The following is a 20,589-nucleotide window of genomic DNA, read 5'->3' as shown; positions in this document are numbered from 1 at the left end:
CCGACGGACTCGTTCCTCGTCCTGCCGTCGTCCTGTCGCGGAACGGTCCGGCGCGCCGTTCATCCCCCTCTGCTCCGGTCCGCCCCGGCCACCGTTCACGCCCCGACGATCCGTCTCCTCGGCAGAGTTCGGCCCCGGTGGCTACGATGTGTATGCGGATGGTCACAGGTTCGGGGGGAAGTATGCGCATCACCATAACGGTGCGGGACGACAACGCTCGGCGCGACGGAGCGGCTCCGTGCGAGCTGCTGCGGCAATGGCTGGACGAGCAGCCCGAGTTACGCGGCCGGACCCGTCGGCAGACGGCTGCGACGCCCCCTCCGGGCGAGATGGGAGTGGCCACCGACGCCCTGCTCGCGCTCCTCGAACCCGGTGGCGTGGCGGCGGCGTTCGCCGGAGCCGTGGTGGCCTGGGCCCAGACCCGCAGGGGCAGCCAGACCATCACCGTCCGGCAGGCCGACGGCCGGGAGGTCACCATCGTCTCCACCCACGTCAAGGGCATGGACGCCGATCAAGCCGCGGAGCTGGCACGGCGGTTGACCGCCGACCTGATGTCGCCGCCGTCGGAGGAGCCGACCGGCACTCCCGACCCTGACCCCCAGCCTCCCGAGTGACCGCGAACCGGCCCGCGGACAGGGAGCCGCCGGGGTTCGGCCTCGCTTCGCCGGGCGCGTACGCCGTACTGGTCGGCACCGGGCACCACGTCGAAGGCTCCCAGCTGTCCGGACTGCCCGGAGTCGACACCACGCTCGACGACCTCCAGTCGCTTCTGGCGGACACCTGCCGGATGGCACCGGAGCGCATCCTCCGGCTGCCGGCCGACGCCTCCCCACCGGATGTCGTGACGGTGCTGGAGAACACCGTGGAACACGCCGACGGACCCGTCCTCTTCTACTACGTCGGCCATGGCCTGCTCGGCCCGAAGGACGATCTCCACCTGGCCACACACGGCAGCCGCCACGCGGAGAGCATCTCCCACGCCGTGCCCTACCGAACCGTCCAGGACCTGCTCGGCAGAGCGGTCGGCGGCAGCGCCGTCATCCTCGACTGCTGCTTCTCCGGCCGTGCCGGCGCACCGCGGGGCCGGCGCACCGCGGACCCCTTCGCCTCGGCCCGGCCCGACGGCAGCTTCCTGCTGACCTCCGCCTCCCACTTCGCCGCGTCCTTCGCGCCCCCGGGCGCACGGCACACCCTCTTCAGCGGCCGGCTGCTGGAACTGCTGCGCGACGGCGATCCCGGCGGGCCGCCCGTGCTCACCCTCGACGACCTGCACGACGCCCTCGTACGGGCCTTCGCCGACGGGCCGGTGACCCCCCGCCAGTGGAGCGAGGGCACGCTCGGCCGCCTCGTCGTCGCCGCGAACCGCGCCTATCCCACAGCCGCCGAGCCCCTCCGGACACCGCCCGCCGACGTGCCGTGTCCCTATCCCGGTATGAAGCCCTTCACCGCCGAGGACCACATCCACTTCACCGGCCGCGACGACGTGGTCGCGGACCTGGTGACACGGGTGTGCCGGGCCCGCACCGCCGATCCCGTGGTACTGGTGGGGCCGTCGGGTGTCGGGAAGTCCTCACTCCTGCGGGCCGGCCTCCTGCCCGAGTTGCAGCTGCGGCACGAAGCCGGCTCCACCCCTGCCGCACCCTGGCCCGTCCTGCTGCTCCCCGCGCCCGGTGCGCAGCCGCTTCAGGCGTTGGCACGGCTGTGGTCGGAGGCCGTCGACCGTCCCTTCGACGACGTGCTCGCCGACCTCACCGAGGGGTGCCTCCCCCCGCCTCGGGACGACCGGCCGCCGTGCGGGCTCCTCGTGGTCGACCAGTTCGAGGAGATCTTCACCCGAGCCGCCGATCCCGGGGAACGCCGGCGGTTCATCCGTCTGCTCTGCGGCCCGGCCCAGGCCTCCGGGACGGCCGTACGGCTCCGAAGTCCCCGTGTCGTCATCGGCGTCCGTGCCGATCACTACGGCAGCTGTCTCGCCGAGGAGCCGCTCGCCCAGGCCCTCGCCCGCGGACAGATCTCCCTCACCCCCATGTCCACCGGGTCCCTGCGCACGGCGATCGAAGAGCCCGCCCGCCGTGCCGGCCTCACCCTGGAGACCGGCCTGGTCCAACGGCTCCTGCACGACCTCCGGGAGCGGGACACCACGGGCCGGGGGCGCGCCGCGGTGTCACCGGAGACCGCGCCCGACACGGCCCTTCCCTTTCTGGCCCACGCCCTGCGCGAGACCTGGCTCGCCCGGGACGGCGCCGTCCTCACCCTCGCCGGCTACCAGGCCACCGGCGGCATCTGGCAGTCCGTGGCCACGGCCACGGAACGGCTGTACGCCGACCTGGACGAACCGGAGCGGGCGGCGCTGCGCCCCCTGCTCCTGCGGATGGTGGAGATCACCAGCGGCGGCGAGGTGGTACGGCGTCCGCTGCGCACCACCGACGTGGGCGGCACGGCGCAGGAGCAGCCACCCGGGCGCACGCCAGGACAGCGGGACGGCGACGGGAGTGACGCCGTACGCGAAGCAGGATCCGGGGCGGACGTGCCACCGCGCCGGTCCGCCCCCGACGCCCGGGTCCTGGACCGTCTGGCCCGCGCCCGCCTGGTCACCGTGGACCGCGACAGCGCCCAGATCTCCCACGAGGCCCTGCTGCACACCTGGCCGCGACTGAACACATGGATCCGGGACGCGCAGCACGAACTCCCCGTTCACCAGCAGCTCACCGAGGACGCCGCCCTCTGGCTGCGCCATGGACGCGGCGCCGCCTACCTGTACACGGGGGGCCGGCTGGCCGGCGTCCGGCCGTGGCTGACCTCCGACACTCCTCCGGCCATCCCCCTCGACACCACCGCCCGCGCGTTCCTCGAAGCAAGCGTGTCGGCCGGCCACCGCAGAACGCGACGCACGCGCAGGTACCTCAGCGTCGTGCTGTGCGTACTGCTGGCCGCTTCCGGCACGTTCGCCGCTCTCTGGAACAGCGCGACGGAGCAGCGTGAACGAGCCGAGGACCAGCAGCGCAGGTCGGTCGCCCGCAGTCTCGTCCTGCACGCGGACGCCCTGCGCGACACACAGGCGGACGACGCCCTGCGGTTCGGCGCGGCCGCCCAGCGGCTCTTCCCCACCCCCGAGGGCCGGACCGGGCTGGTCTCCACGCTCGTGGAGCGCCATCGCGTCACGTTCCTCACCGGCCACACGGGCCAGGTGAAATCGATCGCGTACCGGCCGGACGGACGCGTCCTCGCCACGGCGAGCACCGATCGCACGGTCATCCTGTGGAACGCGCCCGGGACGGTCGGAGCCGGGGCCGCGGCAGACCGGACCCACCCCCACCGGATCGCCCGGCTGCCCCGGCAGAAGGCCGCGTTGACAGCCGTGGGATTCAGCCCCGACGGACGCACCCTCGCCGTCGGGAGCCAGGACCGCTCCGTCACCCTGTGGGATGTGGCCGATCCCGGCCGTCCGCGCCGCGTCGCCGAACTCCGTGGACTCACCCGCGGGGTGGAAGCCGTCGTCTTCAGCCCGGACCGCCGTTCGCTGCTCACCGGTGGGGCGGGGACCGACGCGGTGCTGTGGGACGTGACGAAGCCGGAGGCGCCGCGTCGGCTGAGCGTGCTGAAGGGCGGCAGCAGCGGCCCGGTCCACGGGGTGGCGTTCAGCCCGGACGGGCGCACCGCCGTGGTGGACGGCGCGGGCCCGGCGCCGACGATCTGGTCCCTCACCGACCGCTCGGAGCCCGTCGACGTGGGCTTCGTACCGATCTTCGGGACCGCGCAGACCGAGGTGTTCTCGGTGTCGATCGCCGCCGACGGAGACACCCTCGCGGCCGCCACCAGCGACAACGGCGTGGGCCTGTGGAGCATCGAGCAACTCGTCGATACCCAGGACCAGCAGCCCCTGGCCACGCTCTCCGAGCACGCCGGTCCCGTGCGAGGCGTGGCGTTCAGCCGGGACGGCCGACGGCTGGCCACGGTCGGCACTGACGGAACGGCCCAGTTGTGGGACGTCCGCGAGCCGTTCTACCCCCGCCTCCTGACCCGCTTCACCGACCACAGGGACGCGGTCACCTCGGTCGCCTTCGCACCGGACGGCCGTACGATCGCCACGGCCTCCGACGACGGTCGGGCCGCGGTGTGGGAACTCGCGGACAGCATCGGCCTGCGACGGGACGCGTCGACCTCCGCACCGAACATCCGAGTGCCGGCTGCGGCGTTCACTCCCGACCGGGGACTGCTGACCCTCACGCAGGCGTACGACGAGAACGACCTGGACGGCCCGATGCTGCCGGCCGAACTGTGGGACGCGACACGGCCGACGGCTCCCAGGCGGTTGTCGTCCCTCGACGCCGAGGACGTCTCCACGGCCGCGTTCAGCCGTGACGTACGCCTGGTGGCCACCGGCTCCTCGACGGGAACGATCCGGCTGTGGGACATCGCCGACACCGCCCATCCGCGCCTGCTGGACACCGCCACGACCAGGGGCGGCGTCCTCACCCTCGCGTTCAGTGCCGACGGCGGCGCGCTGGCGGTGGCGAGCGACGACTTCGAGGGGCGCTACGAGGAGATGGAGCTCTGGGACGTCGGCCGTCGCGGTGCTCTGCGCCGTCTGGCCCGGCTCCCCCTCAGCCAGGTCAACGCCATGACGTTCAGCCCGGTCGGCCCCACTCTGGCCGTGGCGACGGAGAAGCAGGGCACGTCGTTGTGGGACGTCAGCAGCCCCTCGCGCCCCCGGCGTCTCGTCGCCCTCGGCGCCCGCGAGGTCCCCGGTGTGACCGTGGAGTTCAGCCCTGACGGCCGCCGCCTCGCGCTGGCGGACGCGAGCGAGCAGATCACGTTGTACGACATCGCCGAGCCGACGCGTACGACGGCGCGGCCCCGGCCGCTGGGCTCGGTCGGCGGGAACATCGGCAAGGCCGCCGCGGTCGCCTTCGACTCCACCGGCACGATGCTCGCGGCGTCCACGTGGGGCGAGAGCGACCGAACCCTGCTGTGGGACGTCACCGACGCCGCTCGCCCGATCGCCCTCGCCTCGGTGACGGGCGACGGGGAGACGATGGGGGAACTCGTCCTCTTCACCCCCGACCGGTACAGCCTGATCACCGCGGGTGACGCGACGACCGAACTCGACTCGTCCTGGATGGCGCAGAAGGTGCGTCCGGCGCAGCTCGTCCACTGGGACGTACGGCACGCCGTGGCCGTCGTCGACGACCCGGTCGGGGCGGCCTGCGCCGTGACGGGACAGGGGCTCACCGACGCGGAATGGGACCGGTACGCGGACGGCCTGCCGCAGGAGCGGACCTGCCCCGGGGAATGAGGGCCCTGGTGCGCTGGGTGGGACTGTGGTGTGCCCGGAACGCGGAACCGGCCTCCGGCTGATGCCGAAGGCCGGTTCACTGTGGGGGGATCGTCGGCGGGGTGCCGGGTGCGGGTCGGCTCAGCTGATGGCGTTCAGCATCGCTTCTTCGACGTGGTCGGCGGCGTTGCGGTGACCGAGGGCGTTGGGGTGCACGAAGGACAGCTGGTCAGGAAGGGTGACGAAGCCTTCGACCCACTTGGTGTCGTCGCAGACGCTGTGGTGCTGGGAGGAGGTGTGGAGGTCGACGAAGCCGGCGGCTTCCTGTGTGCCGGTCGAGTTCGCGATGGCCTTGTTGAGGGGTTCCAGGACGTCCTGGCGCAGCCAGACCAGGTCGCCCTGGGTGATCGTGCCGAACTGCGTCAGGTCGCCGAAGCTGCAACTGGAGGTGTCCTTGGGGATGACCGTGGGGTAGCCGACGGCCAGGATCTTCGCGTGCGGGGCGCGCTCGTGGAGCACGCTGAGCATCCGGTCGTATTCCTGGCGCACTTTCTTCAGCCGGGCCGGGATGCCGGCGCCCAGGGCGTCCTTGCACGGGGTGCCCACGCCGCCGCTTTCGCCGCCCAGCTGCGGGCACTTCATGAGGAGGTCGGCGAATCCCAGGGTGTTTCCGCCCACGCCGACGGTGATGACGTCGGTGGTGGGGCCCACCGCCTCGGACTGAGGGGGCACCGCGGGGAAGGGATGGTCCGGGTCCTCGGAGACGGGCGGCAGGTGACGGCCGATCGGGTGCTGGGGTGTGTCGGTGACGTTCTCGATGGTGGCGGCGCCACAGCTGACATTGGTCAGCTCGAAGAGACCGCCGAGGTCGCGGTCGATGACCTGGGGTAGGCCCGGTCGGTGCGCTCGCAGCCGTCGCGCGGGACTTCGAAGGTGTTGCCCGCGGCCCGGATGACCCCGGCGGTGTAGGAGTCACCGAGGGCGACCCACTGGTGCTCCTCGGCCGCGGCGGAGGCTTGGGCCCCGGCGAACTGCGCGGGGACAAGGGCGCCGGCGGCGAGAGCTGCGGCCGAGCCGAGCAGGGCCAGACGAGTGCGGAAGCGTGCCACGAATCCTCCAGGGATCCGGTGTTGGCCTCGCTTCGACCATAAGAGGATCGTCACTCAGTGCATTAGATCCAATGCGGACAGTCAGGGTCGGTGGGTGGGGCGCGTCTTTGTGGGTGACGGGGGTTCGGTGTGCCGACCACTCGCCCCCTGGTGGCGACCGCTCCGGTGCGGTACTTGCCCGGTGCGGGGAAGGTTCTTGATCGACTACAGGGTCGCGGCCGGACGCACGTTCTTCCGGTGGCTGTCCTGTTCTCGATCACCGGCGAGCTCGACCTGACGAGGCAGGATCCCTGCTGCAACCGCCCGCGGCTCTCCCACCCGCCGGCAGCCCCTCGAACTGCCGGCCCTCGTCGTCGTGAACGCTGTCGGCTACCACGACAGGATCGCCACCAGGCTCCGCACCGCGGGCGGTGGAACATGGCACCGACGGCCGTCATCACCGGACGCTTCCACCCGGCGCGGAGCGCACGAGGGCGAGGCCTCTTCGGGTTCGGCCGCTGGGCCCGGCGGTGGCGTTGCCGGCCCCGCTTCTCCGCAATGGTGTGGCTGATGCGGCGCTTGCGGGGGTGGGCGCGGAAGCCGCGGGAGGCGTAGGCCTTGTCCGCGACCACGTGGTCCGGCCGGCAGCGCGGTCGGCCCCGACCGAGGCGGGGCACTCGGATCCGCTCGAGAAGTGGGCCTGCGCAGACGCCGTCGTGACGCCGGCCGGGCGTGAGCATGACGGCCAGCGGGCCGTCCCCGGCCGTCGCGAGCGAGGTGGATTTCGGTTGTCAGTCCGCCTCGGGATCGGCCGAGGGCGTGATCACCCGCTTCGTCCTGCCGGACGGTCCTCTTCTTCGGCCCGTGGCCGCGGCGTGCTGAGGGGCGCGCGCACGATGGCGGAGCCGAACTGGACCAGCCGGCCGATGTCTCCGGCCGCATCCGCCCGGGCCCGCATCTGCCGCAGGGCCCGCGGGAATGTGACGACAGGGCCCAGAGGCCCGGGAGCACGTCAGGACGACTCGCGCACCACCAGCTCCGTCGGCAGTGTCACCTGCTGTCGGTCCGCGCCGTGCTGAGTGATGTCGATCAGTATCCGGGTCATCGTCCGGCCCAGCTCCTCCACGGGCTGACGCACCGTGGTCAGCGGCGGGCTGGTGTGGCGGGCGAGGATGGAGTCCTCGAATCCGACGACGGCGACATCGTCCGGCACCCGCCGCTCCTGGCGACGGAGTTCGGCCAGGGCGCCGACGGCCATGAGGTCGGAGGCGGCGAAGACGGCGTCGAGGTCCGGCGCGCGTTCGAGCAGTGAACGCATGGCCCGACGGCCCCCCTCCTCGGTGAAGTCCCCCGCCTCGACCAGGGATTCGTCGGCCCGCAGTCCGGCCTCGCGGTGGCCCTCGCGCCAGCCTGCGAGCCGGCTCCGGCCGACGTCCATGTCGAGTGCCCCGGTGACGGTGGCGATGCGGCGGCGGCCCCTGTCCAGCAGGTGCCGGACGGCCGCGGCGGCGCCCCCGGCGTTGTCGCAGCTGACGTAACTGAGCCGCTCCCGCTCGTCGCGGCGGCCGGCCAGCACGGTCGGCAGCCCCATCTCCTCCAGCATCCCGGGCAGCCGGTCACGTGCGTGGACCGAGACCAGCAGCACACCGTCGACCCGGCGGGTCGCCACCGTCGCGGCCAGCTGGTCCCGCTCGAACCGGTCGCGGACGAGCGTGAGTTGCAGCTGGGTCCGCGTCTCGGCGAGCGCACCGCTGACGCCGCGGATCAGGGCGGCGAAGAACGGCTCCGAGCCGAGCCGGCTCTCGGACTCCGGTATCACCAGGGCCAACGCGTCGGTGCGGCTGGTCACCAGGCCCCGGGCCACCGAGTTGGGAACGTAGTTCAATTCTTCGATCGCCGCCAGTACCCGCGCGCGGGCATCGGCGCTGACGAGGTCCGAGCCGTTGATGACGCGGGACACCGTGGTCCGCCCCACCCCGGCACGGGCGGCGACCGTTTTGATCGTGGGCTGGTCGTTCCCTGTCATGTGTCCCTCCCGGCGGCAACCGCGGCAGCACCGGCCGCGGACGTGACCAGCGGTAATTGTGGCAGACGCGACCGTGCCAGCCACGGGTCTCACGGAGTCACCCACCGAATCGGGGTGCTCGGGCGGGCAACGAATCGTCTTCAAGTCATTGACATAGCCGTTCGCTGCCACGAGTCTTCCAACCGCCGGTGGGCACGTTCCCACCGCCAGTTGGGCACGTTCCCATCCCTCAGGTGGGCACGTTCCCATCGCCTGCCGTGTCCGCCACAGCCCCATAGCCACCGCATACCCCCGCCACCCCGGTGCGTCGGCGCCCATAGCTTGGAGGAAGACACATGAGCATGCTTCACAGGTCATTACGCAGAAGAGCGGCCGGGGTCGTCGCGGCCGCCGGTGCGCTCGCGCTCGTCGTCGGCTGCGGCGGCAGTGACGAATCGGTGACGGGCGGCGGCAAGAAGGACGGCAAGGTCACCATCACCGTGGGTCTGTACGGGGTGATGGGCTTCAAGGAGACGGGCCTCTTCGAGCAGTACGAGAAGGAGAACCCGAACGTCGACATCAAGGCCGAGGTGGCCGGCGACGAGCAGACGTACTACACCGCCCTGCAGACCAGGCTGGCCGCGGGCAAGGGCCTGAAGGACATCCAGGGCATCGAGATCGGCCGGGCCAAGGAGATCGTCGACACCCAGGCCGACAAGTTCGCGGACTTCTCCGGTGTGACGGGCACGGACCACTTCCTGCCGTGGAAGCTGTCCCAGATCACCACCAAGGACGGCAAGGTGCTGGGCCTGGGCACCGACATCGGCCCGATGGCCGTCTGCTACCGCAAGGACTACTTCGAGAAGGCCGGACTGCCCACCGACCGCGATGAGGTCGCCAAGCTGTGGGAGGGCGACTGGAAGAAGTTCGTCGAGGTCGGCCGCACCTTCAAGAAGGACTTCAAGGGCGGTGACGTGGCGTACACGGACGCGGCCAGCGGCCTGTTCAACGCCATGGTCTACGGATACCCCGAGCAGTACTACAACACCGAGGGCGATCTCATCTACGAGACGAACCCGGTCGTCAAGGAGGCCTGGAATCTCGCCGCCGACGCCGCCGAGGAGGGTCTGACCGCCAAACTCCGTCAGTTCCAGCCCGGTTGGGATCCGGGCCTGGCCAACGGCACGTTCGCCACGGCTGTCTGCCCGGCCTGGATGCTCGGCCACATCAGCGAGAAGGCCGGCGAGGCGAACAAGGGCAACTGGGACGTGGCCAAGGCTCCCAAGGGCGCCAACTGGGGCGGTTCCTTCCTCGGTGTGGTCGAGCAGAGCCCGGTGAAGGAGGAGGCCAAGAAGCTCGTCGCCTGGCTGACCGCACCCGAGCAGCAGACGCACATCTTCCAGGAGCAGGGCAGTGTTCCGTCCTCGCAGGAGGCCCTGGACTCCCCCGAGGTGCAGAAGGTGACCTCGGAGTACTTCGACAACGCCCCGATCGGGCAGATCTTCGGCGAGGCCGCCCAGGAGATCCCGGACAAGCAGGTCCTCGGCCGCAAGGACGGCACGATCAAGGACACCTTCTCCCAGGGCCTGGCCCTGATCGAGCAGGGGGACGCCTCGCGTGACGAGGCATGGCAGACCACCGCGGAGCGCATCGAGAAGGCGGTCGGCTGACCCGTCGCCCTTCCGGCCACCCGGGCCCGCCCGCACGTCACCGGCGGGCCCGGGCCCGACAACCGGCTCGCACCTGAAGCTCTCGAAGGAAGGAAGTCCGGTGGCCACCTCCACCACCAAGGCCCAGGTCGGCGGCGAGGGGCGTCGCGGACCGTCCCGCACGCCGGGCGGCGAAGGCGCAGGCCGGCGGCGCGGCGCGCTGCTGCACCGGCTGGACGTCAAGGGCGCACCGTACGCTTTCGTCGCACCGTTCTTCGTCGTGTTCGCCGCGTTCAGCCTTTATCCCCTTCTCTACACCTCCTGGATCTCCCTGCACCGGGTGGAACTGGCCACCCTCGACGTCATGGAGTGGGTGGCGTTCGACAACTACGTCGAGCTCTGGGGCGACGACCGCTTCTGGAACGCACTGGGGAACACCATCACGATCGGCGTCATCTCCACGGTGCCGCAGCTGCTGATGGCGCTCGGCCTGGCCCACCTGCTCAACTACCGGATGCGCGGCTCGCTCTTCTTCCGCGTCGCCTCGCTCGTCCCCTACGCCACCTCGGTCGGTGCCGCCGCCCTCGTGTTCACCATGATCTTCGAACGCGACTTCGGCATGATCAACTGGGTGCTCGGTCTGGTCGGCGTCGACCCGGTGGACTGGGAGGCCGACAAGTGGCCCGCCCAGCTCGCGATCTCGACCATCGTCATCTGGCGCTGGACCGGATACAACGCGTTGCTCTACCTGGCCGCCATGCAGGCCATCCCCGCCGACCGGTACGAGGCCGCCGCCATCGACGGAGCCTCCCGCTGGAAGCAGTTCACGCACGTCACCGTGCCGGGCATCCGCTCCACCATCGTCTTCACCATCGTGCTCTCCACCATCGGCGCGACGCAGCTGTTCGGTGAGCCGCTGATCTTCGGGCAGGGGCCCAACGGCGTGACGGGCGGCGCCGACAACCAGTACCAGACGCTGGGCCTGCTGCTGTACGAGGAGGGCTGGAAGAACTACCAGATGGGCCGCTCGGCGACCGTCGCCTGGGTGATGTTCCTGCTGCTCGCCCTCGTCTTCGTGGCGCAGCTGCTGATCAAGCGCCTGCGTCCCCGTACGTCCTGACCTGCTGACCAGGAGTCTCCATGACCACAGACAGCCTCCCGGTCCGGACGGACGCCACGGACCGGGCCACCTCGAAGACCGCGTCGAAGACGACCTTCGTCCACGGCGGCATCCGGATGCCGGGCCGGCGCGCCGGCCGCCAGCATCACGCGGGCCCGCTCGCCTACGTCCTGCTCGCCGTCACGGCGATCCTGTCGATCTTCCCGCTGTACTGGACGATGGTGGCGGCCTCCACCGACAACACCCGGGTCAGCCAGACGCCGCCGCCGTTCCTGCCCGGACCCAACCTCTTCAGCAACCTCGCCCGTGCCTGGGACGAGGCGGCGATGGGCAAGGCCATGATCAACTCCACGATCGTGGCCGGTGCCATCGCCCTGTCCACGGTGCTGTTCGCGACACTGGCCGGATTCGCCTTCGCCAAGCTGCGGTTCAAAGGCCGCAACGTCCTGCTCATGCTGGTGATCGGCACCATGATGGTGCCGCCGCAGCTCGGCGTCGTACCGCTGTTCATGATGATGTCCGAGCTGGGCTGGTCGCAGGAGCTGCCCGCCGTCATCTTCCCCACCCTGGTGAGCGCGGTCGGTGTCTTCTTCATGCGGCAGTACCTGTCGGAGGCACTGCCGGACGAACTGGTCGAGGCCGGCCGCGTGGACGGCGCGCACTCGCTGCGGATCTTCTGGAGCATCGTGCTGCCCGTGGCCCGCCCGGCGATGGCGGTCATCTTCATGATCACGTTCGTGCACGCCTGGAACGACTTCTTCTGGCCGTTCGTGGTGCTCGACATGACCAACCCGACGGTTCCCGTCGCCCTCACCCAGCTCAGCGCCGGCTACGTCCGGGACCAGTCCCTGATCATGGCGGGCGCGCTGCTCGGCACGCTGCCGCTGCTGGCGATGTTCGTCGTCTTCGGCCGGCAGATCGTCGGCGGCATCATGGCGGGCGCCGTCAAGGGCTGACCCGCCGCACCACCTCAACTCGGAAGGAACCACGTGGTCACCGCAGCACAGCAGCAGACCGCGTCCGCCCCGGACGCCTCCCGCACCTTCCCCGAAGGCTTCCTGTGGGGCTTCTCGACCGCCGCGTACCAGATCGAGGGAGCCGTCGCGGAGGACGGCCGCACACCGTCCATCTGGGACACCTATGCCCGCACCCCGGGCCGGGTCCGCAACGGCGACAGCGGTGACATCGCCACCGACCACTACCACCGCTGGCGCGAGGACGTCGCCCTCATGGCCGACCTCGGCGTCGGCGCCTACCGCTTCTCCCTCGCCTGGCCGCGCATCCAGCCCACCGGCCGCGGCCCCGCCGCGCAGAAAGGGCTCGACTTCTACCGGCGCCTCGTCGACGAGCTGCTGGAGAAGAACATCCAGCCCGTCGTCACCCTCTACCACTGGGACCTGCCGCAGGAACTGGAGGACGCCGGGGGCTGGCCGGAGCGAGCCACCGCCGAGCGGTTCGCCGAGTACGCGGCCCTGGCCGCCGACGCACTCGGCGACCGGGTGAAGACCTGGACCACCCTCAACGAGCCCTGGTGCAGTGCCTTCCTCGGCTACGGCTCCGGCGTGCACGCCCCCGGCCGCACCGACCCGGTCGCCGCCCTGCGCGCCGCCCACCACCTCAATCTGGCCCACGGCCTGGCCGTCCAGGCACTGCGCGACCGCATCCCCGCCGACGCCCGGTGCCTGGTCAGCCTCAACTTCCACCAGGTGCGCCCGCTCACCGGCAGCGACGCCGACGCCGATGCGGCGCGCCGCATCGACGCGCTGGCCAACCGGGTCTTCACCGGACCGATGCTGCGCGGCGCCTACCCGGAGGACCTACTCAAGGACACCGCCGCACTGACCGACTGGTCGTACGTGCGGGACGGCGACCTGGCGCTGATCCACCAGCCGCTCGACCTCCTCGGCGTCAACTACTACACGCCCACCCTCGTCTCCCGGGCCGACGGCAGCGGCAGTCACTCCTCGGACGGGCACGGCAACAGCGCCCACAGCCCGTGGCCGGCCGCCGACGAGGTCGCCTTCCACCAGCCCCCGGGCGACACCACCCCGATGAAGGGCTGGGCCGTCGACCCGACCGGCCTGTACGACCTGCTGCGGCGGCTGGCCTCCGACTTCCCCGGGCTGCCGCTGGCCATCACCGAGAACGGCACCGCCTGCGACGACTACGCCGACCCTTCCGGCCAGGTCAACGACCCCGCCCGTATCGCCTACCTGCGCGGCCACCTGGCCGCCGTCCACCAGGCCGTCGCGGACGGAGCGGACGTACGCGGGTACTTCCTGTGGTCGCTGCTGGACAACTTCGAGTGGGGGCACGGCTACGGCAAGCGCTTCGGTGCCGTCTACGTGGACTACCCGACCGGCACGCGGATCCCGAAGGCCAGCGCCCGCTGGTACTCCGAGGTGGCACGCACCGGCACCCTGCCCGACGACTGACCGGACCCGGTGCGGCGTCCCGTTGACCGAGTCCGTCGCCGACACCGGCGTGGACATCTCCGCGACGACCGGTGTGCCCCGTTCCGCGGGTCGGCGGCTCGGCGCTGGTTCACGGGACCGGGCACGTCGGTGCCGACCGATGGCGTGTGCGGTTGCGGCACGAGGGGGAGCTCATCAGCCGGGTGCCGGTGCCGTCGGGGTGTCCGAAGCCGCTGCCGGGGCTGCGCTTCTCCGTCGAGGTGGCCGGTCGGGGCGGGAGCACGGAGACGGCCGAACAGGTGGAGGGCGGGCCGGACAGGCGGCCGGCCCGCCCTCCACCTCGGACCCGGCTGTGCTGGTGAGTGATAGCTGCCACCTCCGGTGGAACGGTAGACGTTGAAGCCGATTCCCTGCGGGTCCAGGGCGAGTAGACGCCAGGAGACGAACACCGCGGACTCGCCTGAGCGCACGGCGACCACTCCTCGGCCGAGCCGTTCCATCTGTCGCGGTCCGTCGGCAGCGGCTACGGCGCCGGCCGACCCGTGTGCCGTTGAGTCGGCGCCGGCTTCGTCAGGTCCCGTGAGCCCGGTCAGCAGGGCGCCCACGAGGGCGAAGCCTGCCAGTGCGGTGATGTACGGCCGCCACCGTGTGGCCCTGTGACGATGCTGATGCTGCATGAAGACCTCCGTCCCGTTGGCTCGAAGTTCATCGTTTCGGATGGCTCGCGGTGCCGCCGAACCCCTTGATCCGGCAGCCGTCGGTCATCCCGGAGAAGCCGAACGCCGGGGTCTCGCCCGGAGAGGCCCGGCAACGGAATGGCTTCCCGCGGCCCCGCTCCCGGTCAGGTGATCGCGTCGACCCGCGCGGTCCGCTCGCGCACGCCGTGTCGCGTCCGCGCCGTCGCCCGAAGGCCGCTGCCGCAGGAGTCCCGCACGATCAGAACCGGCTGGAGGTGCAACTGACGGCGATCGACCACCCTGCGTCCGCCGGACGCCTTCAGTTCCGTGACCAGTTGCCCGCGGCGCCGTTCGACGAGTGCGTCGGCCATGGTTCCTCCTCAGCCCCCGCAGGGGACGGGCCGGGCCGGTCCGGTGTTCCGGGCGGCTCCCGCCGCCCGGAGCGGTCGTGGGTCAGGCGATCTCGTCCCCGACGAGCGCGAGGCACTGGATCGCCGCCAGCCCGTACTGCGCGCTGCCGTTGGCGGACAGCGGCGCCTCGTCGACGGGGTTGAGGACGGCAGGCCCCTCGTAGTGCTTCGGCACGAAGGACAGCGTGTCCGGGTAGCCGGCGGCCCCCTTGCGCAGTTCGCTCCACGCCCGCGCGGCGAGTGTGCCGTCGCCGAGTTCCTTCGCCGCGTAGGCGGTGGCGCGTGAGTAGGCCTGCCCCAGGTTGAGGTTGCCCCAGCTGACGCCGGTGGCCTCGATCTGCTCGGCCTTGGTGCCGTTGTAGAGGCGGCAGAACTCGATCCACTTGGTTCTGACCTCGGGCAGGTCGACCAGGTCGATCAACTCGGTCATCACCTCGATCAGCCCGAACACCGAACTGAGGGAGCCCACGGAGACGCTCTTCTCGCTCGGGCCGGTGAACGTGCCGTCGGCGAGGTCGTAGGTGATCTCCCCGCTCTGGACCCAGCCGTTGGGCAGCGCCGCGATGGTGCTCGCCCCGTTGATCAGCTTGGTGCGGGCGATGGGGTCGCCGTTGCGCTCCCACTCCGCCAGCCACGCCATCGCCAGTGCGCCCCAGTCGGTGGTGGTGCCCACGCCGAGCGCCGACGGATCGGGCTCGATGGGGGTGTCACACAGCTTGCGGCCGGGGTCCAGGACCAGGAAGGTCCGGTCGGAGTCGACCAGGTCGTGCAGTACGTCGCCGATCCGCTCGTCCGCGGTGAGGAAGTAGTGGAAGCGCCGGTAGCCGGCATTGCTGATGCGGACCTGTTTGGCGCTGTCGCCCCAGTGCACGACACCGTGGCGGGTCCCCAGCCCGGCGTACTTGCCCAGGTGGTAGACGTCGACCTCGCTGGTGTGCCGGCTCATCGCCTCGACGAAGCGGAACGCGGCGGCGTCGCCCGTGCGCAGATAGTGGTACCAGAGCCACATGTCACTGGACAGCTCCGAGTTGTCCCACGCGTAGCCGCCGACGTCGTAGCACCAGGTGTGCCGGGTGCCGTCGTAGCTGTGCATGATGTCGCCGTAGTCCCAGAAGCCGTACCAGGAGCGCTGATCGACCTGCTCGCGGTGGTAGGTGTGCATCTGGTCGAGGCGGTCCTCCAGCGCCTTCTTCAGCGCGTCGGAGCGGTCCACCGGGGACCAGGCGCCGAACACCCCGGCGGAGTGGTTGTGTTCGGGACTGCTGACGATCAGCGGCAGGGTGGCGTTCGCCGCGGCCAGCTCGCTGAACCGCTCCGAGGTGGGCGTGGCGTCCAGCGCGCGGAAGGTCAGTTCGTGGTGCGGGCGACACCGTAGGGGCTGCCGAAGCCGGGCTCGTAGTCCTCGTAGGTGATCTCCAGCGCGTCCAGCTGCTCGGCGTAGGTGTCCTGGCCCATGCCGTCGTGGTAGAAGCGCAGGTCCATGGCGCCGGCCCGGGGCGACCACATCCACACCGTGGCGGTGGCGGTGTCCCCGGCGGCGCCGGTCACCTCCAGCTCGGTGGGGTGCAGCTGCCAGAAGTTGCGCATGCCGAAGGCGAGACCGCCGGTCGGCGAGCCGACGTAGGCGAGGCCGCCGGCCCGCTTCCCGCCGTCCACCCGGATCCAGGAGTGGCCGGACGTGGTGCGCTTGCGGATCTCGTAGCCGTGCGCGTTGAGCTGGGACAGGCGGTAGTCGCCCCAGGCGGGGATCCACTGGAGTCTGCTGGTGACCCGGGTGTCCCAGGTCGAGGCGTCCGGGGTGGTCTTGCCCTCGTACTGCGCGGTGCGCACGGCGGCGCCCGGATCGCGGCGCAGTCCGGTGATGCCCTGGACCGCCTCGGCGAGCACTCCCTTGCCGTCGCCGGCGAAGCGGATGTGACGGTCGTACAGCTCCCCGCGCATCGGCACGGCGAACCGGACCCCGAGCCCGTTGATGAAGTCCTTCTGCTCGTTGCCGTCGTAGAAGAAGGTGTGCACGAGCCGGACGGCGTCGGAGCCGGCGTACAGGTAGAAGCGGACGGTGAACGGAAGCCAGGACCGCGGTCCCTTGCGGTGCTTGCCCTCGACCTTGATCACCGCGCGGACCGGACCGTTCTGCTCGACGGTCGTCTTCGTGACGGTGCCGGTGTAGGCCTCGGACTCGACGGCGGCGGACTCGTCGGACGGCTTGTCCTGGCGGGAGGCGATCAGCCGGCCGGTGCCGGCGATCCGGACGCCGCCGCGGGTGATCGACTTGACCAGGTCGTTGCCGGACCGGCCGAAGGTGACCTGTACGACTCCGGTGTCCACCACGATCGCGCCGCTGGTCGTCTTCACGTGGAGGGCCGTGTCGGGCGCCTGAGGGGTGCCCGCTTGCAGTCGGTAGGTCTCACCGCGGGGAGCGGATTCGGCCACGGCGTGCGCCGTCCACTTCACCGAGCCGTCGGGCCACCAGCCGGTGGGCCAGGTCTGCACCGGGACCTCGGCGCCGGAGCCGGTGGTGAGGGAGAACTGCTGGTCCGGGGCGAAAGCGCCGCGTGGCCAGGGCACGCCCCAGGTCGCGCCCGCCGCCAGCTCGGCCGGGGTGCCGCCTTCGAGCCACTTCAGGGTCACGGGGTCGTGACCGGTGAGATCCGCTGCCCGAGTCGCCTCGTCGGCCGGGACGGGCGCCGCCTGCGCCGCTGTCGCGGAGGAGGAGAGCAGGACGGCGGCTCCGCCGGCGGCGGCCGAGGCGAGCATGGTGCGTCGACTGATGTGCGGCACGGTGGTCAACTCCTTGACGGGGGAGGGGAGCGCCTGGGGGAGGTGGCGTCCGGCCGGGCGGGGCCGGGTTCGGGAAGGAGAACAGGACCCGGCGGCCGGGCCGGCACGGACGGGCACGGACCGGGCTGCGGGGCGCCGTGGGCATACGGAAAGAGCGCGTGGTGCGGCACGGGATCGCGGCTTCCCGCGGCGACGGCCGAAGCGTCGCCGAGGAGCCGGAGGGCGAGGTGGGGGAGCATCTGCGGCTCGCTCCCCGTCCGGTGCCCGACCGGCTGGGGACATGCTTACACCAGCGCGCCTGAACGAACCAGACGTTGCACAAGGCTTCGTTCGGCCACAAGGGGGATCGGACGGTCCGGACCCGGGGAACAGGCGGCCTGTCAGCGGAAAGAGCACACATCAGGGAGGCTTCGGCCGATGAGGACGCCTTGCACGACGAACTGAATGAAGCAATATGAACAAAAATGCAGCGTCAGTGAGCTGATTTGCGAGAAGGGTTGTTCAATTCGTTCAGAGCGTGCACAATCAGTGCGCTCACCGGGGGACCGGACCGGACGAGCTCCGGGCCGCCCACGAGCAGCGCGGCGCGCCCACCGGCGTCCGCGGTGCTCGTACCCCCGGCTCCGGCCCGCCGCCCGGCGCCGGCCTGCCGTCTCGACAGGAAAGAACATGGCTTTCGACATCCCGAGTTCAGCCCGACTGGTGTTCCAGGGCGACAGCATCACCGCCGCCGGACGTGACACCGACGACGACCGGAGTCTCGGCCACGGCTATGTCGCCGCCGTGGCCGAAACGCTCATTGCCACGGGATCGGCCCCCGACGTGCTCAACCGGGGAATCAGCGGCCACCGCGCCGCCGACCTCAGGGCCCGCTGGGACCGCGACGCCGTCCAACTGAAACCTGACGTCCTGTCGGTGCTGGTGGGCATCAACGACACCTGGCGGCGCTACGACTCCCAGGACCCGACGTCCACCGCGGACTACGAGCGCGACTACCGCGCCCTGCTGCTTCCCTTCCGGGACGGCGGCACCCGGCTGGTCCTGATCGAACCGTTCCTCGTCCCCGTGCGGCCGGAGCAGTGGGAGTGGCGTGCGGACCTCGACCCGCGCATCCAGGTGGTCCGCCGCCTGGCCGCCGAGTTCGACGCGCAGCTGCTGGCGGCGGACGGCCTGCTCAACCAGGCGGCACGCGAGGCCGGAGACCCCACGGCGATCGCCGACGACGGCGTGCACCTCACCGCGCTCGGGCACGCTCGGCTCGCCGCCGAGTGGACGCGGCTGGTCCGCGTTGGCTAGCCCGGCCGGCATCCGCGACGACGGAAGCGCCGCCCGCGACGGCAGGACCGCGTCCGGCGCACCGGACCGGCCGACGCCCGCAGCGGTCGCCCGGCGCCCGGCCGTCGCGGTGGTCATCACACCCGCCCTGCGCGAGGAACTCCTCGGACCGGCAGGCTGGGCGGAACTGAACGAGCTGGCCGATGTGGTGGCCGACTGCCGTGACGGCTCCGAACTCGCCGCCCACCCCCGGCGAGGGGAGGCCGAGGTGCTGGTCTGCTCCTGGGGATCCCCCCGGCTCACCGAGGAACTGCTCGGCCGGCTCCCGCGGCTGAGCACCGTGCTGCCCGCCGCCGGTTCGGTCCGCGGCCTGGCCGGCGACACGGTGTGGGAACGCGGCATCACCGTCGTCTCGGCAGCCGACGCCAACAACGAGCCGGTCGCCGACTACGTCCTCGCCCAGACCGTGCTGGCCCTGAAGGACGTACACCGCCGCTCCCGACGGATCGTCACCGAACGTGCCCTGCCCCCTCTGGAGGACGTCCCGGGGATCCGCGGCCGGACCGTGGGACTGGTGTCGTTCGGCTCCGTGGCCCAGAAGGCCGCCCGCCGGCTGCACCGGATCGGCACCGAAGTCCTCGCCTGGGACCCGTACCAGGGCGACGAGGTCTTCCGGGCGGAAGGCGTCACCAGGGTGGCGCGGCTCCCGGAGCTCATCGCCCGGTCGGCGGTGCTCAGCGTGCACACACCCCCGGCCGCACCCGGCGGCTGGCCTCGGGGGCGCTGAAACACTTCACCGACCGGGGCGTGCCCGGCCCCGACGGCCTGCTCAGCCTGGGCTGGTACCGCCCGTACCTGCCCGTCACCCAGGCCTATTCGGGGCCTGCCTCACCGTACTGGGCGTCGAAGGCGTTCCTCGGCCTGCTGCTGCCGCCCGGCCATCCGGTGTGGACCGCGACCGAGGAACCTGGCCCGGTCGACACGACGGACCGGGTGCTGGCGCTGCCCGGCCCGGGGTGGCTCCTGCACAGTACGGCGGCCGACGGCATCGTCCGGCTGGTCAACCACGGCAGCGACCGCCAGCCGCCCCCTCCCGCCGCCTACCCGGAGAGCCCGCACTACTCCCGGCTCGCCTACTCCACCGCGACCGCGCCCCAGACCCCGGCCGACGACTGCACCGTCACACCGGACCAGTACATCGCCGTGCTCGACGGATCCGCCGCGTCCAGACGGCGCCGTATCCACCGCCTGCACACCGAGGGCCGTACGGCGGCCTCCTGGTACGCCGACGACGGTTCGGCCCCCGGGGCCCGCGGATCCATCTCCACCGTCAGCGCGGTCCACGGCCCGTGGGAGATCCGGCTGCACCATGTGCGTGCCCAGGCCGGCAACGGTGTCCGCGAGACGGGGTGGGCCCTCGCCCATGACGACGGGGCCTGCACGGCGGAGGTGGGCGAGGGCTGGGTGGCGGTCCGCCGCAACGACGGACTGACCTCCGCGCTGGCCTGCCTGCGCATCCCGGACGGCCATGTCGCACCCCGCGAGGGCACCGTGGTCCAGGCCGTGGGGAACAACGCGTTCGGAAAGCACTCCGCGCTCCCGGTGCTCCACCATCCTCACCACCTCGGCACCCCCTTGTTCCTGGCCACGCTGGTCGTCCTCACCGCCGATCCCCGCCTTCGCGACGACCGCGAGGCGCTCCTCGGGGGTGCTCGTGTCGCCGCCGCCGCGGACGGCATGACCGACGTGTGGTTCCCCGACGGCCACCACGAGCGGGTCGACGTGCGTGCCGCGTCGGGAAGGGGTGGGACGGAGACGTCCGCGTCGAGGTGACATCCGGCCCGGGGCTGAACGCACGGTTTGGAGCAACACCGCGCACTTTCCCCTACGATTGT

General features: G+C 71.5%; 15 protein-coding genes and 1 pseudogene. 9 read left to right on the top strand and 7 right to left on the bottom strand.

Going from position 1 to position 20,589, the window contains the following annotated elements; translation table 11 throughout:
- Positions 1-182: 182 nt before the first annotated feature.
- Both ACIP67_RS38415 and ACIP67_RS38410 read left to right on the top strand, forming a co-directional pair.
- A complete protein-coding gene (locus ACIP67_RS38415; protein WP_401698222.1) occupies positions 183-614 on the top strand; it encodes a hypothetical protein in 432 nt (143 codons plus the stop codon).
- Positions 611-5,296: a hypothetical protein gene (locus ACIP67_RS38410; protein WP_401698220.1), complete on the top strand. Its 4,686-nt coding sequence runs from the start codon at positions 611-613 to the stop codon at positions 5,294-5,296. Before ACIP67_RS38415 ends, ACIP67_RS38410 begins: the two co-directional genes overlap by 4 nt.
- A gap of 120 nt (positions 5,297-5,416) precedes the next feature.
- Here ACIP67_RS38410 and ACIP67_RS38405 read toward each other — a convergent pair whose 3' ends face one another.
- The 4 genes from ACIP67_RS38405 to ACIP67_RS38390 form a co-directional block, all read right to left on the bottom strand.
- Positions 5,417-6,124: an SGNH/GDSL hydrolase family protein gene (locus ACIP67_RS38405; RefSeq protein ID WP_401698318.1), complete on the bottom strand. Its 708-nt coding sequence runs from the start codon at positions 6,122-6,124 to the stop codon at positions 5,417-5,419.
- Complete coding sequence (locus ACIP67_RS38400; RefSeq protein ID WP_401698218.1) at positions 6,121-6,384, bottom strand: hypothetical protein; 264 nt, start codon at positions 6,382-6,384, stop codon at positions 6,121-6,123. The genes ACIP67_RS38405 and ACIP67_RS38400 overlap by 4 nt, the downstream gene beginning before the upstream one ends.
- A gap of 62 nt (positions 6,385-6,446) precedes the next feature.
- Positions 6,447-7,103 (bottom strand): transposase, encoded by a 657-nt coding sequence (locus ACIP67_RS38395; protein ID WP_401698216.1) that lies wholly within the window; start codon positions 7,101-7,103, stop codon positions 6,447-6,449.
- A 272-nt stretch (positions 7,104-7,375) separates the two neighbouring features.
- On the bottom strand, positions 7,376-8,389 hold the full coding sequence (locus tag ACIP67_RS38390) for a LacI family DNA-binding transcriptional regulator (RefSeq protein WP_401698215.1): 1,014 nt from the start codon (positions 8,387-8,389) through the stop codon (positions 7,376-7,378).
- 341 nt (positions 8,390-8,730) lie between these two features.
- On the opposite strand from ACIP67_RS38390, the gene ACIP67_RS38385 reads away from it, so the two are divergent.
- From ACIP67_RS38385 to ACIP67_RS38370, 4 genes are all read left to right on the top strand, one after another.
- Positions 8,731-10,038, top strand: coding sequence for an ABC transporter substrate-binding protein (locus ACIP67_RS38385; RefSeq protein WP_401698316.1), 1,308 nt, complete (start codon positions 8,731-8,733; stop codon positions 10,036-10,038).
- 100 nt (positions 10,039-10,138) lie between these two features.
- Positions 10,139-11,137 (top strand): carbohydrate ABC transporter permease, encoded by a 999-nt coding sequence (locus tag ACIP67_RS38380; RefSeq protein ID WP_401698213.1) that lies wholly within the window; start codon positions 10,139-10,141, stop codon positions 11,135-11,137.
- Between the two features lie 20 nt (positions 11,138-11,157).
- Positions 11,158-12,093, top strand: coding sequence for a carbohydrate ABC transporter permease (locus tag ACIP67_RS38375; protein ID WP_401698212.1), 936 nt, complete (start codon positions 11,158-11,160; stop codon positions 12,091-12,093).
- 33 nt (positions 12,094-12,126) lie between these two features.
- Positions 12,127-13,572, top strand: a complete 1,446-nt coding sequence (locus tag ACIP67_RS38370; protein ID WP_401698211.1) for a GH1 family beta-glucosidase — start codon at positions 12,127-12,129, stop codon at positions 13,570-13,572.
- Here ACIP67_RS38370 and ACIP67_RS38365 read toward each other — a convergent pair.
- The 3 genes and pseudogenes from ACIP67_RS38365 to ACIP67_RS38355 form a co-directional block, all read right to left on the bottom strand.
- Positions 13,488-14,051: a hypothetical protein gene (locus ACIP67_RS38365; RefSeq protein WP_401698209.1), complete on the bottom strand. Its 564-nt coding sequence runs from the start codon at positions 14,049-14,051 to the stop codon at positions 13,488-13,490. The genes ACIP67_RS38370 and ACIP67_RS38365 overlap by 85 nt on opposite strands.
- 341 nt (positions 14,052-14,392) lie before the next feature.
- Positions 14,393-14,599 carry a hypothetical protein gene (locus tag ACIP67_RS38360; protein WP_401698208.1) on the bottom strand — a complete coding sequence of 69 codons (207 nt, stop codon included), beginning with the start codon at positions 14,597-14,599 and terminating at the stop codon, positions 14,393-14,395.
- Positions 14,600-14,681: 82 nt separating this feature from the next.
- A pseudogene (locus tag ACIP67_RS38355) lies at positions 14,682-17,419 on the bottom strand (Tat pathway signal sequence domain protein).
- Positions 17,420-18,088: 669 nt separating this feature from the next.
- On the opposite strand from ACIP67_RS38355, the gene ACIP67_RS38350 reads away from it, so the two are divergent.
- From ACIP67_RS38350 to ACIP67_RS38340, 3 genes are read left to right on the top strand one after another with little or no spacing between them, the layout of a single operon-like run.
- Positions 18,089-18,715 (top strand): GDSL-type esterase/lipase family protein, encoded by a 627-nt coding sequence (locus ACIP67_RS38350; RefSeq protein ID WP_401698206.1) that lies wholly within the window; start codon positions 18,089-18,091, stop codon positions 18,713-18,715.
- Positions 18,708-19,481: an NAD(P)-dependent oxidoreductase gene (locus ACIP67_RS38345; protein WP_401698205.1), complete on the top strand. Its 774-nt coding sequence runs from the start codon at positions 18,708-18,710 to the stop codon at positions 19,479-19,481. The genes ACIP67_RS38350 and ACIP67_RS38345 overlap by 8 nt, the downstream gene beginning before the upstream one ends.
- Complete coding sequence (locus ACIP67_RS38340) at positions 19,463-20,527, top strand: DUF2264 domain-containing protein (RefSeq protein WP_401698315.1); 1,065 nt, start codon at positions 19,463-19,465, stop codon at positions 20,525-20,527. Before ACIP67_RS38345 ends, ACIP67_RS38340 begins: the two co-directional genes overlap by 19 nt.
- Positions 20,528-20,589: the final 62 nt, after the last annotated feature.

This window comes from Streptomyces sp. NPDC088812 (assembly GCF_044750285.1).
Lineage (GTDB): Bacteria > Actinomycetota > Actinomycetes > Streptomycetales > Streptomycetaceae > Streptomyces.
Note: the sequence above shows the minus strand (reverse complement) of the source record. Positions and strands in the feature narration are given on the sequence as shown.

Coding starts and splice junctions, on each gene's coding strand:
- ACIP67_RS38360 (WP_401698208.1), bottom strand. CDS start 14,599: ATGGCCGACGCACTCGTCGAACGGCGCCGCGGGCAACTGGTCACGGAA.
- ACIP67_RS38375 (WP_401698212.1), top strand. CDS start 11,158: ATGACCACAGACAGCCTCCCGGTCCGGACGGACGCCACGGACCGGGCC.
- ACIP67_RS38385 (WP_401698316.1), top strand. CDS start 8,731: ATGCTTCACAGGTCATTACGCAGAAGAGCGGCCGGGGTCGTCGCGGCC.
- ACIP67_RS38350 (WP_401698206.1), top strand. CDS start 18,089: ATGGCTTTCGACATCCCGAGTTCAGCCCGACTGGTGTTCCAGGGCGAC.
- ACIP67_RS38365 (WP_401698209.1), bottom strand. CDS start 14,051: ATGGAACGGCTCGGCCGAGGAGTGGTCGCCGTGCGCTCAGGCGAGTCC.
- ACIP67_RS38395 (WP_401698216.1), bottom strand. CDS start 7,103: ATGCTCACGCCCGGCCGGCGTCACGACGGCGTCTGCGCAGGCCCACTT.
- ACIP67_RS38415 (WP_401698222.1), top strand. CDS start 183: ATGCGCATCACCATAACGGTGCGGGACGACAACGCTCGGCGCGACGGA.
- ACIP67_RS38390 (WP_401698215.1), bottom strand. CDS start 8,389: ATGACAGGGAACGACCAGCCCACGATCAAAACGGTCGCCGCCCGTGCC.